Source organism: Pseudomonas vanderleydeniana (assembly GCF_014268755.2).
GTDB classification, from domain to species: Bacteria; Pseudomonadota; Gammaproteobacteria; order Pseudomonadales; family Pseudomonadaceae; genus Aquipseudomonas; species Aquipseudomonas vanderleydeniana.
On the sequence record NZ_CP077093.1, the window covers coordinates 2,188,644 to 2,203,761 of the forward strand.

Annotated in this window: 11 protein-coding genes and 1 pseudogene; 6 read left to right on the top strand and 6 right to left on the bottom strand. The window is 64.3% G+C overall.

The annotated features are described in order from the left end of the window. Positions 1-699: an orotidine-5'-phosphate decarboxylase gene (gene pyrF / locus HU752_RS09905; protein ID WP_186677224.1), complete on the top strand. Its 699-nt coding sequence runs from the start codon at positions 1-3 to the stop codon at positions 697-699. A 46-nt stretch (positions 700-745) separates the two neighbouring features. Here pyrF and HU752_RS09910 read toward each other — a convergent pair whose 3' ends face one another. Then, on the bottom strand, positions 746-1,750 hold the full coding sequence (locus HU752_RS09910; RefSeq protein ID WP_186677223.1) for an NADP-dependent oxidoreductase: 1,005 nt from the start codon (positions 1,748-1,750) through the stop codon (positions 746-748). Positions 1,751-2,000: 250 nt separating this feature from the next. On the opposite strand from HU752_RS09910, the gene HU752_RS09915 reads away from it, so the two are divergent. The 4 genes and pseudogenes from HU752_RS09915 to HU752_RS32105 all read left to right on the top strand — a co-directional run bounded on the left by HU752_RS09915 (position 2,001) and on the right by HU752_RS32105 (position 6,519). Next, a complete protein-coding gene (locus HU752_RS09915) occupies positions 2,001-2,762 on the top strand; it encodes an SDR family oxidoreductase (RefSeq protein ID WP_186677222.1) in 762 nt (253 codons plus the stop codon). A gap of 250 nt (positions 2,763-3,012) precedes the next feature. Further along, positions 3,013-4,437, top strand: coding sequence for an aminotransferase-like domain-containing protein (locus tag HU752_RS09920; RefSeq protein WP_186677221.1), 1,425 nt, complete (start codon positions 3,013-3,015; stop codon positions 4,435-4,437). A 996-nt stretch (positions 4,438-5,433) separates the two neighbouring features. Continuing rightward, a pseudogene (locus HU752_RS32100) lies at positions 5,434-5,610 on the top strand (HAMP domain-containing protein); the annotation flags it as partial. Positions 5,611-5,814: 204 nt separating this feature from the next. After that, positions 5,815-6,519 (top strand): methyl-accepting chemotaxis protein, encoded by a 705-nt coding sequence (locus HU752_RS32105; protein WP_437182361.1) that lies wholly within the window; start codon positions 5,815-5,817, stop codon positions 6,517-6,519. A 159-nt stretch (positions 6,520-6,678) separates the two neighbouring features. Here the strand turns inward: HU752_RS32105 and HU752_RS09930 are convergent, their stop codons facing one another. Next, a complete protein-coding gene (locus HU752_RS09930; RefSeq protein WP_186677218.1) occupies positions 6,679-7,869 on the bottom strand; it encodes a benzoate/H(+) symporter BenE family transporter in 1,191 nt (396 codons plus the stop codon). A 217-nt stretch (positions 7,870-8,086) separates the two neighbouring features. Between HU752_RS09930 and HU752_RS09935 the strand changes: the two genes are divergently transcribed. Further along, positions 8,087-8,842 carry a GntR family transcriptional regulator gene (locus HU752_RS09935; protein ID WP_186677217.1) on the top strand — a complete coding sequence of 252 codons (756 nt, stop codon included), beginning with the start codon at positions 8,087-8,089 and terminating at the stop codon, positions 8,840-8,842. 249 nt (positions 8,843-9,091) lie between these two features. Here the strand turns inward: HU752_RS09935 and guaD are convergent, their stop codons facing one another. Genes guaD through xdhA form a run of 4 tightly spaced genes read right to left on the bottom strand, consistent with a single transcriptional unit; the run spans position 9,092 to position 15,071 of the window. After that, positions 9,092-10,396 carry a guanine deaminase gene (guaD, locus tag HU752_RS09940; RefSeq protein WP_186677215.1) on the bottom strand — a complete coding sequence of 435 codons (1,305 nt, stop codon included), beginning with the start codon at positions 10,394-10,396 and terminating at the stop codon, positions 9,092-9,094. A gap of 8 nt (positions 10,397-10,404) precedes the next feature. Continuing rightward, a complete protein-coding gene (gene xdhC / locus HU752_RS09945) occupies positions 10,405-11,247 on the bottom strand; it encodes a xanthine dehydrogenase accessory protein XdhC (protein WP_186677214.1) in 843 nt (280 codons plus the stop codon). Between the two features lie 13 nt (positions 11,248-11,260). Next, positions 11,261-13,624 carry a xanthine dehydrogenase molybdopterin binding subunit gene (gene xdhB / locus HU752_RS09950; RefSeq protein ID WP_186677213.1) on the bottom strand — a complete coding sequence of 788 codons (2,364 nt, stop codon included), beginning with the start codon at positions 13,622-13,624 and terminating at the stop codon, positions 11,261-11,263. Then, the gene (xdhA, locus tag HU752_RS09955; protein WP_186677212.1) at positions 13,617-15,071 is read right to left on the bottom strand and encodes a xanthine dehydrogenase small subunit; all 1,455 of its coding nucleotides are present in this window, start codon (positions 15,069-15,071) and stop codon (positions 13,617-13,619) included. Before xdhA ends, xdhB begins: the two co-directional genes overlap by 8 nt. Positions 15,072-15,118 lie beyond the last annotated feature (47 nt).

Below are 15,118 nucleotides of genomic sequence, written 5' to 3' on the forward strand. Positions count from 1 at the left end.
ATGTCCGCCTGCCAGACTCCCATCATCGTCGCCCTGGATTACCCCACCCGTGACGCCGCCCTGAAACTGGCCGATCAGCTGGACCCGAAACTGTGCCGGGTCAAGGTCGGCAAGGAGCTGTTCACCAGCTGCGCCTCGGAGATCGTCGGGACCCTGCGTGACAAGGGTTTCGAAGTGTTCCTGGACCTCAAGTTCCACGACATCCCCAACACCACCGCCATGGCGGTCAAGGCAGCAGCGGAGATGGGCGTATGGATGGTCAACGTGCATTGCTCCGGTGGCCTGCGCATGATGGCGGCCTGCCGCGAAGTGCTGGAACAACGCAGCGGACCCAAGCCGTTGCTGATCGGTGTGACCGTGCTCACCAGCATGGAGCGCGAAGACCTGGCGGGAATCGGCCTGGATGTCGATCCGCAGGTACAGGTATTGCGCCTGGCGGCGCTGGCCGAGAAGGCCGGAATGGATGGTCTGGTGTGCTCGGCACTGGAGGCGACGGCACTGAAGAGCGCGCATCCCGGCCTGCAACTGGTGACACCGGGCATTCGTCCGGCGGGCAGCGCACTGGACGACCAGCGTCGTATCCTCACGCCGCGTGAAGCACTGGATGCCGGTTCCGACTACCTGGTGATCGGCCGGCCGATCAGCAAGGCGGCCGATCCGGCCCAGGCACTGGCGGCGGTGGTCGCCGAGCTGGCCTGATCCGGCCTGACGGGGCAAGGCCTGCAAGCCATGCCCCGCTGCCCATTCAGACCTTCAGCACCAGCTTGCCGAAGTTTTCCCCGCTGAACAGCTTCGCCAGCGTCTCGGGGAAAGTCTGCAACCCCTCGACGATATCTTCCTTGCTCTTGAGCTGCCCCTTGGCCATCCAGCCGGCCATTTCCTGCCCGGCGGCGGCGAACTGCGCGGCGTAGTCCATCACCACGAAGCCTTCCATGCGCGCGCGGTTGACCAGCAGTGCCAGGTAGTTCGCCGGGCCCTTGACCGCTTCCTTGTTGTTGTACTGGCTGATCGCCCCGCAGATCACCACGCGGGCCTTGAGGTTCAGGCGGGTCAGCACGGCGTCGAGAATGTCACCGCCGACGTTGTCGAAATACACGTCGACGCCCTTGGGGCACTCGCGCTTGAGCCCGGCAGCGACGTCCTCGCTCTTGTAGTCGATGGTGCCGTCAAAGCCCAGCTCGTCGACCAGGAAACGGCACTTGTCGGCACCACCGGCGATCCCGACCACCCGGCAGCCCTTGAGCTTGGCGATCTGCCCGGCAATGCTGCCCACCGCACCGGCGGCACCGGAGATCACCACGGTTTCACCGGCTTTCGGGGCGCCGACATCCAGCAGCGCGAAGTAGGCGGTCATGCCGGTCATGCCCAGTGCCGAAAGATAGCGGGGCAGGGGGGCGAGTTTCGGGTCGACCTTGTAGAAACCGCGTGGCTCGCCGAGGAAATAGTCCTGCACGCCCAGCGCACCGTTGACGTAGTCACCCACTGCGAAGCCCGGATGGTTCGAGGCGACGACCTGGCCGACCCCCAGCGCACGCATCACTTCGCCCAGCCCCACCGGCGGGATGTAGGACTTGCCTTCGTTCATCCAGCCACGCATGGCCGGGTCGAGGGACAGGTATTCGTTCCGGACCAGGATCTGGTTGGCGCCCGGCTCACCCACGGGGACTTCCTGGTAGGTAAAGGTCTCGCGGGTCGCGGCCCCGACCGGACGTTTGGCCAGCAGGAATTGGCGGTTGTTCTGGGTGGTCATGGCAGGTACTCGATGAGGTCAATGAAGCCTTGTAGATAGACCCTGATCGCCGCCAGGGCAAGTCTTGCCGGTCGGGCGAATAGGGCGCGATCCACTTCGCTGATGGTGATCCGCAGGCTGTTATCACCACAACTTATCACTCTGGTGCATGAAGCGGTAACCGGCCTCCTGATAGTGCTGCCCCGTGAAGCCAGCCTCTGGCTAGACTCACGCCAGGCGATCACTCACGCACTCTGCGAGGATAAAAATCATGAGCATGACGTTTTCCGGCCAGGTGGCCCTGGTGACCGGCGCTGCCGCCGGTATTGGCCGGGCGACCGCCCAGGCTTTCGCGGCCGAAGGTTTGAAGGTGGTCGTTGCCGACCTGGATGTGGCGGGTGGCGAGGGTACCGTCGAGGCGATTCGTGCCGCAGGCGGCGAAGCGATCTTCGTGCGCTGCAACGTTACCCTCGAAACCGATGTGCAGAAGCTGATGGAACAGGCCGTGGCGGCCTATGGCCGGCTCGACTATGCCTTCAACAACGCCGGGATCGAGATCGAGAAGGGCAAGCTGGCCGACGGCACCCAGGATGAGTTCGACGCGATCATGGGGGTCAACGTCAAGGGCGTCTGGCTGTGCATGAAGTACCAGTTGCCGTTGATGCAGGCCCAGGGTGGCGGCGCCATCGTCAATACGGCGTCGGTCGCTGGCCTGGGCGCGGCGCCGAAGATGAGCATTTATGCCGCCTCCAAGCACGCGGTGATCGGCCTGACCAAGTCGGCGGCGATCGAGTACGCCAAGCGTGGTATTCGCGTCAACGCCGTGTGTCCGGCGGTGATCGACACCGACATGTTCCGTCGGGCCTATGAGGCCGACCCGAAAAAGGCCGAATTTGCGGCGGCGATGCACCCGGTAGGGCGCATCGGCAAGGTCGAGGAGATTGCCAGTGCCGTACTCTACCTGTGCAGCGACGGTGCGGCCTTCACCACCGGCCACGCCTTGGCAGTGGATGGCGGCGCCACGGCGATTTGACCGGCCACGGCCTTCTCCGTCGGCTGTAGTTTCCATGTAAAGAGAACCCGCAGATGCGGGTTTTTTTACGTCCGTCGATCTTGCGCATGCTGTCGGAGCATTCGCTCATTCATGCAGGGAGAATACTGGAGGCCATGATCGACGTGGCTTGCAGTGGTACCTGGACAGGCTTTTTGTGCAAGCGGAAGGGGCGGTTTTGTATGGTTAACTGCCCGGCGGGAAATAACCGTGCCTTGGAGCGTCACATACAATGGATCTGGAAATCGATCGTCAGGCGCTGGTGCCTGTCGTGCAGCAAGTCGTCAATGCCATCGTCGAATGGGTGCGCCTGAGCCGGGCATGCCCGGGGACTCGCCTGCCGTCGGTTCGGCAGTTGGCCAAGGAAAACGCTCTCAGCCAGGCCAATGTCACCGAGGCCTACGAGCGGCTGGTGATGCAGGGGGTACTGGCGTCACGTAATGGTTCGGTGTTCATCGTCGCGGAAACCTCCGGTGCATCCCGGGTGACCAGCGAGCCGGAGTGGTATGAGGGCCTGGAAGCGAAATGGGGGGCGTTCAGCGATCATCCGCTGGGTGAGTTGAAGCTCGGTTGTGGCTGGGTGCCCCAGGGTTGGCGCGAAAGTGACGATATCGGTTATGCGGTGCGTGAAGTCAGCCGCACGCAGATGCAGGGGTTGTTCCACTACAGCACGCCGCTGGGGCTGCCGGCCCTGCGCCAGCAGTTGCACAAGCGCCTGACCCAGAAAGGCATCCACTCGGTGGACGGCGAGGTGCTGACCACCCTGGGCGTTACCCAGGGACTCGACCTGCTGGTGCGCACGCTGCTCAAGCCGGGTGATTGCGTGGTGGTGGAAACCCCGGGCCATGGCAACCTCTACCGGCTCCTGGCACTGCAGGGCATCGAGTTGCTGGAGGTGCCGCGGACCCGTTCGGGGCCCGACCTCGAGGCGCTGCACACACTGCTGCGCACGCACCGGCCCAAGTGCCTGTTCATCAACAGCCTCTGCCACAACCCCACGGGCAGCAGCCTGACCCTGCCGGTTGCCACGCAGTTGCTGCAACTGGCCCAGGCGGAGGATTTCCTGATTGTCGAGGACGGTGTCTGCAGTGATCTGCAGGGGGGGCCGGGGGTCCAACTGGCGGCGCTGGACAGCGCACAGCGGGTGATCTATCTCGGCGGGTTCTCGAAGACCCTGAGCAGTTCGCTGAAGGTCGGTTTCATTCGTGCTCACGCGGGGCTCATCCAGCGCCTGGCCGAGGTGAAGATGATCACCAGCCTCGGTGCCTCGCGCTTTACCGAATGTGTCGTCGCCACCTTGCTGGCCAATGGCGCCTACCGCAAACTGGTGCAGCGCCTGCGCCAGCGCCTGGAGACCGAGATGGCGGCGACGCTGGACGTGCTCGAGGAAAGCGGCTGGGAGGTGTTCAGCGAACCGTCGGCCGGCATGTTCGTCTGGGCGCGCAGCCGCCGCTACAATCCGGCCCAGGTCCAGGCCGGGGCTCGCCAGCTCGGGGTACTGCTGGCCCAGGACTCGGCCTTCACGCCACGGGCGACTTCCGCTGGCTGGATGCGGATCAACGTGGCCTATGCGACGGACTCGCGGGCACGCAAGTTCTTCCGCTTGCTGGGTGGTGCCGAATCGACCTCGACGATCCTGAAAACGACGCAGATGTAGCTTTTGGCCATTATTCCGGCGCCAAAGGCTTGTATTTCACCAGTCGTGGTTGCGAATCTGCTTGAATCTTGAATGGCTTGCGCGCCTTCAGCATTCGATCGGAGATTACGCCTCATGATTTCTGCCGTGCAAGGACGTTTCGCCAACCTCGGTATGGCGAAGAAGATGGGGATCGGTTTTACCCTCGTATTGCTGCTCACCGGTGTCGTGGCGGCAATCGGCGTCTGGTCCTTGCAGGCCATCAGCCTGCGGTTCGATGGGCTCAAGCAGATGTCCTCGCTCAACAGCAGCCTGCTCAAGGTGCGTCTGCTCGAGCAGGACTATGCCCTGCACTCGAACCCCAAGACGGTTGATGCCCTGCACGAGGGCGTCGATGGCCTGGCGGCGCTGGCGCAGACACTCAAGGCGCAATCGCCGGCCAACGTGGCGGTCATGAACGATGTCGAGCAGGCCCTGGCGGACTATCGCAAGGCATTCGACGAATTCGTCGGGCTGACCCAGGCCAAGGACCTCGCGCTGGAGATGGCCAGTTGGTCGGTGTCCAGCGTGGCCAACAACCTCGATGTGCTGCAGGCTGGCCTTGCCGATGATGGCAGCTATACCCTCAAGCAGTCCCAGGGGCAGGACGGCAATGAATTCCTCGAGCAGGCTGCGCAGGTCAGCCACGTCTCGCAGCTGATGCTGCAGGCGATGAACGAGGCGCGGGTGCGTCTCGACCAGAGTCGCAAGGGCGATGACGAAAACCAGAACCAGGGCAAGATCGAGCAGGCGGAACAGGCCCTGGCCGGTGTCGAGCAACTCAAGAGTTCGGTCAAGGATGCCGGTTACCAGACGGTGCTCAATGAGGTCGGCGGCCACATCGCCAGCTTCAGCGACAAGCTCACCGAATACACCGGGTTGCTGGAGCAGGAGAAAAAGGTCTACCAGCAACTGCATGAGCGTGCGGCCCAGGTGGTCGAGCGGGTCAACCAGGCCTATGCGGCCGAGGACCAGTCGATGCAGGCCGAACTGAAGAAGAACTCGCTGCTGATCATCGGCTCCTCGGCGTTGGCCCTGCTGGTCGGGCTGGTGGCGGCGCTGGTGATCACCCGGCTGATCGTCGCGCCGCTGCGCAGCGTGATCAGCGTGGCCCAGCAGATTGCCGCGGGTGACCTGAGCGCGACGATCGAGGTTCGCCGTCGCGACGAAATCGGCCAGTTGATGCTGGCGATGCAGCAGATGGGGGAGGGGCTGAGTGGTATCGTCAGTGGCTTGCAGGCGGGGATCGAGCAGTTGGCGAATTCGGCGCATTCGCTGTCGGCAGTCACCGAACAGACCAACCTGGAAGTCAGCACCCAGAAGGAAGAGACCGAGCAGGTGGCGACGGCGATGAACCAGATGACCGCCACCGTCCACGATGTGGCGCGCAATGCCGAAGAGGCGGCACTGGCGGCGCAGACCGCCGACGACAAGGTCGACAGCGGCCAGCAGGTGGTACGCCAGAGCATGCAGCGCATCGAGCAACTGGCGGATTCGGCCAACTCGGCCAGCGTCAGCATCGAAAGCCTCAGTGCGGAAATCCAGAACATCGGCACCGTGCTCGGGGTGATCAAGAGCGTCGCCGAGCAGACCAACCTGCTGGCGCTGAACGCGGCGATCGAGGCCGCCCGCGCGGGTGAGCAGGGGCGTGGTTTCGCCGTGGTCGCGGACGAGGTGCGGGCCTTGGCCAAGCGCACGCAGCAGTCCACCGAGGAAATCGAACGACTGGTCAGCGCCCTGCGCGCGGCCGCGCAGTCATCGGTGGAGCAGATCCGCAGCAGTGGCGACCTGGTCAAGCTGGCGGTCAGCGATGCGCTGCAAACCGAAAGCGCGCTGGGCAGCATCGCTTCGGCGGTGTCGTTGATCCAGCAGATGAACCAGCAGATTGCCGCGGCAGCCGAGCAGCAGAGTTCGGTGGCCGAAGAGATCAATCGCAGCGTGACCAGCATTCGCGCCAGTGCCGATCAGTCGGCGGTGGCGATGCAGGGCAATGCGGCGTCCAGCATCGAGCTGGCGCAGTTGGGGATGGAGTTGAAGGGCATGGTCGGGCACTTCCGCACCTGAGTCTTTCAAATCTTCGTGGCGAGCGGGCTTGCCCGCGCTGGGCTGCTTGGCAGCCCCGAAAACCAGTCACCTCGGTCCGTCAATTACACCGAGGCGCCTGGATTTGGGGGCCGCCTTGCGTCCCGGCGCAGGCAAGCCCGCTCGCCACCGGCCCGTTCTTCAGGCCTTGCGCCAGTTGAGGATCAGCAGCGTCAGCACGCCCGCGACGATGCCCCAGAAGGCCGAGCCCACCGAGAACAGGGTGAAGCCCGAGGCGGTGACCATGAAGGTGATCAGCGCCGCTTCGCGCTCCTTCGGCTCGTTCATGGCAATGCTCAGGCCGTTGATGATCGAACCGAACAGCGCCAGGGCGGCAATCGACAGCACCAGTTCCTTGGGCAGCGCGGCGAACAGTGCCGCCAGGGTGGCCCCGAAGATGCCGGCGATGCCGTAGAAGATGCCGCACCAGACCGCCGCGGTGTAGCGCTTGCTCTTGTCCTCATGGGCATGTGGGCCGGTGCAGATCGCCGCGCTGATGGCGGCCAGGTTGATGCCGTGGGAGCCGAACGGCGCCAGCAGCAGCGAGGCGATGCCGGTCACGCTGATCAGCGGCGAGGCGGGCACGTCGTAGCCGTCGGCACGCAGCACGGCGACGCCGGGCATGTTCTGCGAGGTCATGGCCACCACGAACAGCGGGATGCCGATGCTGATGGTCGCCGCCAGCGAGAACGAGGGCGTGGTCCATACCGGCGTTGCCACTTCCAGCTGGAAACCGCTGAAGTCGAGCAGGCCCTGCAGCCCGGACAGGGCGGTACCGACCAGCAGGGCGGCGAGCACTGCGTAGCGTGGCGACAGGCGCTTGGCCAGCAGGTAGGTGAAGAACATGCCCAGGACCAGCCCGGTGCGGTGTTGGGCAGCAACGAAGATTTCGCTGCCGATCTTGAACAGGATGCCGGCCAGCAGTGCCGCCGCGAGCGAGGACGGCAAGCGCTTGACCAGGCGCTCGAAACTGCCGGTCAGCCCGCAGATGGTCACCAGCACGGCGCAGGTGATGTAGGCGCCGATCGCTTCGCCATAGCTGACGCCGGCCAGGCTGGTGATCAGCAGGGCGGCACCGGGCGTCGACCAGGCGACGGTGATCGGTGTGCGGTAGCGCAGCGACAGGCCGATGCTGCAGATCGCCATGCCGATCGACAGGGCCCAGATCCACGAGGAGATCTGTCCGGCGCTCAGGCCGGCGGCTTGGCCGGCCTGGAACATCAGCACCAGCGAACTGGTGTAGCCGGTCATCATCGCGATGAAACCGGCGACCACCGCGGAAGGCGAAGTGTCGGCCAGCGGGCGCAATCGCGCTTGAGTGAGGTCGGTCATGGGGGCTTTCCTTGTACGGATAAAACGGGCGTTAATGGCGATTGCAGCCTAAACGCAAAGGTAACTGTTTATTGCAGTACAGCGGTGACCGCAAACAGCCGTACAGTCGTGTTGGTGCTACAGGTTGTGTACAATGTGCCATGATTTTACGCGATACTTGTCAGCGATCCATTGTGGCTAATGACAGTCCATTGCCCCGTTTCCGACTCGAGTGCCCATGAACGAACAGTTGCAGCCCCTCAAGAAACAACCGCGAGCAGGCAAGACCGGCCGCAGCGTGACCCAGGACGATATCGTCTACGCGCACATTTTCGAGGCGATCCTCGAACAGCGCCTGGCGCCCGGTACCAAGCTGAGCGAAGAGGCGCTGGGGGAGATTTTCGGGGTCAGTCGGACCATCATTCGCCGCGCCCTGTCGCGCCTGGCCCATGAAGGCGTGGTGCTGCTGCGGCCCAACCGTGGTGCGGTGGTCGCCAGCCCGAGCGTCGAGGAAGCCCGCCAGGTGTTCTTCGCCCGGCGCATGGTGGAAAAGGCGATCACGGAACTGGCGGTGCAGCATGCGACGGCCGAGCAGTTGGCCGAGCTGCGGCAGATGGTTCGCGACGAGCGCGAGAGCTTCTCCCGTGGCGATCGCGGCGCGGGGATTCGACTGTCTGGCGAGTTCCACCTGAAACTGGCGGAAGCGGCGATGAATGCCCCGCTGATCAGCTTCCAGCGCAGCCTGGTGTCGCAGACCTCGCTGATCATTGCCCAGTATGAAAGCGGCAACCGCTCGCATTGCTCCTATGACGAGCACAGCCAACTGATCGATGCCATCGAGGCACGGGATGCGGCGCAGGCGGTGGAGCTGATGATGCACCACATGGATCACATCGACAGCAAGCTCAACCTCGACGAGGAGAGTGCGTCGGATGACCTGCATGCGGTGTTCTCGCACCTGCTGCAGACCAAGCGGTCGTCGGCAAGGTCCTAGGTCTTTCCTGAGGTTCCTGCACAGGGGGGCAGTCCAGACCTGTGGGAGCCGGATTTATCCGCGAAGCTTTTTAGCGATCTCACGGGCCTCTTCGCGGATAAATCCGGCTCCCACAGATCCAGAGCTCCCACAGATCCAGAGCTCCCACAGATCCAGAGCTCCCACAGATCCAGAGCTCCCACAGATCCAGAGCTCCCACAGATCCAAGTTGTTCCACAGCATGGTGGGGCCCACCAAGCCGGCATGGTATCAGCGCTGGTGCACCAGTCTTCCCGCCGCATAGGTCTGCAGCACCGTGCGGTCATCTCCCAGGGTCATCAATACGAACAGCTTCTCGGCGATGTCGCGAGCCTGTTGCAGGCGGTAGCTCAGCAGCGGCGTGGCGTGGTAGTCGAGTACCACGAAATCGGCATCGCTGCCCGGCCGCAGGTCTCCAATCCGCTGTTCCAGGCGCAACGCCCGGGCGCCACCGAGGGTTGCCAGGTAAAGCGATTTGAACGGGCTCAGGCGGGCTCCCTGCAGTTGCATCACCTTGTAGGCCTCATTCAGTGTGTGCAGGATCGAGAAACTGGTGCCGGCGCCGACATCCGTGCCGATCCCGACATTGAGTTTGTGCTTCTCGGCCTGCGGCAGGTTGAACAGGCCGCTGCCGAGGAAGAAGTTGGAGGTCGGACAGAACGCCACCGCCGAGCCGGTCTCGGCCAACCGTGCACACTCGTCGTCGCACAGGTGCACGCCGTGGGCGAAGACCGAGCGCTCACCCAGCAGCTGGTAATGGTCATACACATCCAGGTAGCCCTTGCGCTCGGGGAACAGCTCCTTGACCCATTCGATTTCCTGCAGGTTCTCGCTGATGTGAGTCTGCATGTACAGGTCCGGGTACTCGGCGAGCAACTGGCCGGCGAGCGTCAACTGCTCTGGCGTCGAGGTCGGCGCGAAGCGCGGAGTCACCGCATAGTGCAGGCGCCCCTTGCCATGCCAGCGCTCGATCAGTGCCTTGCTTTCGGCATAGCTCGACTCGGCGGTATCGGTCAGATAGTCCGGCGCGTTGCGGTCCATCATCACCTTGCCGGCGATCATCCGCAGGTCCAGCTTTTGCGCGGCCTCGAAGAACGCCTCGACCGACTCCGGGTGCACGCTGGCGAACACCAGTGCGGTGGTGGTGCCGTTGCGCAGCAGTTCCCTGATGAAGATATCCGCGACCTCGGCGGCGTGCGCCGGGTCGGCGAACTGGCTTTCGCAGGGGAACGTGTAGGTGTTCAACCAGTCGAGCAACTGCTCGCCGTAGGCACCGACCATGCCGGTCTGGGGCAGGTGGATGTGGGTGTCGATGAAGCCCGGTGTGATCAGCGCGTCGGGGTAGTGGACGACTTCGGTGTCGGCGGCCAGTGTCGGCAGCAGGTTGCGGGCGTGGCCGATGGCACCGATCCGGCCGTTCTCGACCAGCAGCACGCCGTCCTCGAAATACTCGTAGGAGGCGTCGATGCCAACTTCGGCCGGATCGGCGAGGCTGTGCAGGATGGCGGCGCGGTAGGCTTTGCGGGTTGCAGGCATGGTCTTTCTCAGTTCGTGGCTTGGCTGCGGCGCGAGGCCGGCAGCAGTTTGGCAATGGGTTCGACGCTCGCGTCGTGCTGGCCGAAATTCGCGTTGTAGGTGGCGATGATCTCGCCGGCGATGGAGATGGCGATTTCCGCCGGCAGCTTGCCCTTGACCTCGGCCAGCCCCATCGGGCAGCGCATGCGTTGCAGCGCTGCATTGTCGAAGCCGCGTTCACGCAGGCGATGTTCGAACTTCACCCGCTTGGTCTTCGAGCCGATCAGGCCGAAGTAGGCGAAGTCGTTGCGCTTGAGCAGGGCGGCGGTGAGCTCGAGGTCGAGCGGGTGGTTATGGGTCATGACCACGCAGTAGCAGCCGACGGGCAGGTGGTCGATTTCCTCCAGCGGCTCTTCGCTGACGATCTTGCGCACGCCCTCGGGAATCAGCGCGGGGAATTCCTGCTCGCGCGAATCGATCCAGCGCACCCGACAGGGCAGGCTGGCGAGCAAGGGTACCAGGGCACGGCCGACATGGCCCGCGCCGAACACGGCGATCTGCGCCTGGACCTGGCCCATGGGTTCGAACAGCAGCACCGTGGCGCCGCCACAGCACTGGCCGAGGCTGGCGCCCAGGCTAAAGCGTTCCAGGCGAGTGCCTTGCTGGCCGCCGGCGAGCATGTCCCGGGCGATCTGCGTGGCCTTGTATTCCAGGTGGCCGCCGCCGATGGTGTCGAAGGTGCCGGTGGCGCTGATGACCATCTTCGAACCGGCGTTGCGTGGGGTCGAGCCCTGTTCTTCGATGATCGTCACCAGCACGCAGGGTAGCCCCTGGTTCTGCAGGTCGGCGAGGGCGCTGAGCCAATAGTTCATGAAAGTCTCCCGATCACTCGTCCCTGGCCTTGCGCATCTGCTCGCAGCCCCACAGCACCCGCTCCGGTGTCGCCGGTGCGTCGATCTTCGGTTGCAGCCGGTAGTCGGCGAGGCTCGCCACCGCATCCTTCAGCGCACACCATACGGCAATCCCGAGCATGAACGGTGGCTCACCCACGGCCTTGGAGTGGAACACCGTGTCCTCCGGATTCTTGCGGTTCTCCACCAGCCTGACCCGCAGGTCGATCGGCATGTCGGCCACTGCCGGGATCTTGTAGCTGGCCGGGCCATTGGTCATCAGCTTGCCCTTGGCGTTCCACACCAGTTCCTCCATGGTCAGCCAGCCCATGCCCTGGACGAAGCCGCCTTCGACCTGGCCGATATCGATGGCGGGGTTCAGCGAGGCACCGACGTCATGCAGGATGTCGGTGCGCAGCATCTTGTACTCGCCGGTCAGGGTGTCGACGATCACCTCGGCGCAGGCTGCGCCATAGGCATAGTAGTAGAACGGCCGACCGCGGGCCTGGCTGCGGTCGTAGTAGATCTTCGGGGTCTTGTAGAAGCCGGTGCTGGACAGCGACACCTGGGCGAAATAGGCCTGCTGGATCAGCGCCTCGAAGGTCAGGATCTGGTCGCGGACCCGCACATGGCCGTTGTGGAACTCGACATCCTCCGCGCTGACCTTGTACTGCCGCGCGGCAAACTCCACCAGTCGCTGCTTGATGGTTTCTGCAGCATTCTGCGCCGCCTTGCCGTTCAGGTCGGCGCCGCTTGAGGCGGCAGTGGGCGAGGTGTTCGGCACCTTGTCGGTGTTGGTCGCGGTGATCTGCACCCGGTCGATTTCCACCTGGAACACCTCGGCCACTACTTGCGCGACCTTGGTGTTCAGGCCCTGGCCCATCTCGGTGCCACCGTGGTTCAGGTGGATGCTGCCGTCGGTATAGACGTGCACCAGTGCGCCGGCCTGGTTGAGGAAGCTGGCGGTGAAGGAAATGCCGAATTTCACCGGGGTCAGTGCCAGGCCCTTTTTCAGGATCGGGCTGTGGGCGTTGTAGCGCCGGATGGTTTCCCGGCGCTCGGCATACTGGCTGCTGGCCTCCAGCTCGGCGGTCATTTCCTCGAGCAGGTTGTGCTCGACGGTCTGGTAGTAATGGGTGATGTTGCGTTCGGTCTTGCCGTAGTAGTTGACCTTGCGCACCGCCAGCGGATCGAGGCCGAGGTGACGGGCGATGTGGTCCATCACCTCCTCGATGGCGACCATCCCCTGTGGGCCGCCGAAGCCGCGGTAGGCGGTGTTCGACGCGGTGTGGGTCTTGCAGCGGTGGCCGTTGACCGTCGCATCGCCCAGGTAATAGGCGTTGTCGGCGTGGAACATGGCGCGGTCGACGATCGACGCCGAGAGGTCCGGCGAGCAGCCGCAGTTGCCGGACAGCTCGAGGTTGATCCCGTGCAGCCGGCCGCGGCTGTCGAAGCCGACGTCGTATTCGATGTAGAAGGGGTGGCGCTTGCCGGTCATCAGCATGTCCTCGACCCGCGGCAGGCGCATCTTGGTCGGCTGCCCGGTCAGGCGCGCGACCACCGCGCACAGGCAGGCCGGGCTGGCCGCCTGGGTCTCCTTGCCGCCAAAGCCTCCACCCATCCGGCGCATGTCGACCACCACCTTGTTCATCGGCACGGCGAGTACTTCGGCCACCAGCTTCTGCACTTCGGTAGGGTTCTGCGTCGAGCAGTAGACGATCATCCCGCCGTCCTCGGTGGGCATCACCGAGGAGATCTGGGTTTCCAGGTAGAAGTGTTCCTGGCCGCCGATGTGCAGGCTGCCCTGGATGCGATGTTCGGCGCTGGCCAGGGCCGCGGCCGAGTCGCCGCGCCGATGGGTGTGGCTCTCGAGGACGAAATGACGCTTGCGCAAGGCCTCGACCACGTCCAGCACCGGCTCCAGGTCCTCATATTCGATGATGGCTGCCATGGCCGCCTGGCGGGCGGTTTCCATGTCCCGTGCAGCGACGGCGAGCACCGGCTGGCCAACGAACTCGACCTTGTCGATCGCCAGCAGCGGATCACCGGGCAGCAGCGGGCCGATGTCCTTGAGGCCGGGAATGTCCTCGTGGGTGATGACGATACGCACGCCGTCGAAGGCATGGCAGGGCGTGGTGTCGATCCTCAGGATGCGCGCATGGGCGCGGTCTGAAAGCCGTGCATATACATGCAGCTGGTTGGGGAATTCCAGGCGGTCGTCGATATACACCGCTTCGCCGGCCACATGCTTGTCGGCGCTCTCGTGCTTGACGCTGCGACCGACGCCACTGTTCAGGTCGCGGGCGAACAGTTCGGCGAGCTCGGCCTGGGTTTTTTCCACGGCGCAATGGTTAGACATAGGCGGTCACCCGGGTTTCGATGTGTGGCGTCTGCAGTTCGATGAAGTACTTGCGCAGCAGGTTCTGCGCGCTGAGCAGGCGGTACTCCTTGCTGGCGCGGAAGTCCGACAGCGGCGTGAAGTCCTCGGCCAGGGCTGCGCAGGCCTGTTCGAGGCTGGCCTGGCTCCAGGGTTGGCCGACCAGCGCGGCTTCACAGGCCCGGGCGCGTTTGGGAATTGCCGCCATGCCGCCGAAGGCGATCCGCGCCTCGGCGACCACGCCATGCTCGAGGCGCAGGTTGAACGCGGCACAGACCGCGGAGATATCGTCGTCGAGCCGCTTGGAGACCTTGTAGGCGCGGAACTGTCGTTCGGCGCTGGCCCTCGGCACGATGATTCTCTCGATGAATTCACTGTCCTGGCGGGCGGTCACCCGGTAGTCGATGAAATAGTCCTCCAGCGCCAGTGTGCGAGTGCCGGTGCCCTTGCGCAGCACCAGGTGTGCGCCTAGGGCGATCAGCAGGGGCGGTGAGTCACCGATCGGCGAGGCGTTGCCAATGTTGCCGCCAAGGGTGCCCTGGTTGCGGATCTGCAACGAGGCGAAGCGTTGCAGCAGTTCGCCGAAATCCGGGTACTCGTCCGCCAGGGCGGCATGACAATCGGAGAGGGGAACTGCCGCCCCGATTTCCAGGCGGTCATCGAAACGTTTGATGCGCTTGAGTTCGGCGACCTGACTGACATGGATCATAACCGGCAGTGGACGGTGGAACTGGGTGACCTCCAGCGCCAGGTCGGTGCCACCGGCCAGCAGGCGGGCCTGCGGGTAAGACTCGTAGAGCTCGGCCAGGTCGGCGACGGTCAGCGGCACCAGGCAGCGCTTGTCGCCGCTGTTCAACTCGCCGGTGTCGCTGGGGGCGATGGCCTTCAGGCGGGCGATGGTCTGCGCCTGGCGGGCATCGAACTGGTCGCCCGGCTTGTTGCAGCAGGCCTGTTCGGCAGCGGCGAGAATCGGCCGGTAGCCGGTGCAGCGGCACAGGTTGCCGGCCAGGGCTTCGTGGGCCTGATGACGGTCCGGGGCCTGGCTGTTCTTCTGCAGGGCGAACAGCGACATGACGAAACCCGGTGTGCAGAAGCCGCACTGCGAGCCGTGGCAGTCGACCATGGCCTGTTGCACGCTGTGCAGCTGGCCCTGGTGCTTGAGGTCCTCGACACTGATCAGCTGCTTGCCGTGCAGCGCGGCGACGAAGGTCAGGCAGGCGTTGAGGCTGCGATAACGAATGCGCTCGGTGCCGGTTTCATCGGTGTGCAGCTCGCCGACCACCACGGTACAGGCACCGCAGTCGCCACTGGCGCAGCCTTCCTTGGTGCCGGGGCGGCCCAGGTGTTCACGCAGGTAGTTGAGTACCGTCAGGTTCGGGTCCAGGGTGTGCTCGCTACGGAGTTCCTGGTTGAGAAGAAACTGGATCACGGAAGGCCTCGCAGACTCATTATTATTGTTGACCGTTAGGGCAGAAT

Bases quoted from the DNA above. Each gene is read 5' to 3' on its own strand.
- xdhB (WP_186677213.1), bottom strand. From the start codon at position 13,624: ATGTCTAACCATTGCGCCGTGGAAAAAACCCAGGCCGAGCTCGCCGAA.
- HU752_RS09910 (WP_186677223.1), bottom strand. From the start codon at position 1,750: ATGACCACCCAGAACAACCGCCAATTCCTGCTGGCCAAACGTCCGGTC.
- HU752_RS09935 (WP_186677217.1), top strand. From the start codon at position 8,087: ATGAACGAACAGTTGCAGCCCCTCAAGAAACAACCGCGAGCAGGCAAG.
- guaD (WP_186677215.1), bottom strand. From the start codon at position 10,396: ATGCCTGCAACCCGCAAAGCCTACCGCGCCGCCATCCTGCACAGCCTC.
- HU752_RS32105 (WP_437182361.1), top strand. From the start codon at position 5,815: ATGACCGCCACCGTCCACGATGTGGCGCGCAATGCCGAAGAGGCGGCA.
- xdhC (WP_186677214.1), bottom strand. From the start codon at position 11,247: ATGAACTATTGGCTCAGCGCCCTCGCCGACCTGCAGAACCAGGGGCTA.
- HU752_RS09930 (WP_186677218.1), bottom strand. From the start codon at position 7,869: ATGACCGACCTCACTCAAGCGCGATTGCGCCCGCTGGCCGACACTTCG.
- HU752_RS09920 (WP_186677221.1), top strand. From the start codon at position 3,013: ATGGATCTGGAAATCGATCGTCAGGCGCTGGTGCCTGTCGTGCAGCAA.
- HU752_RS09915 (WP_186677222.1), top strand. From the start codon at position 2,001: ATGAGCATGACGTTTTCCGGCCAGGTGGCCCTGGTGACCGGCGCTGCC.
- pyrF (WP_186677224.1), top strand. From the start codon at position 1: ATGTCCGCCTGCCAGACTCCCATCATCGTCGCCCTGGATTACCCCACC.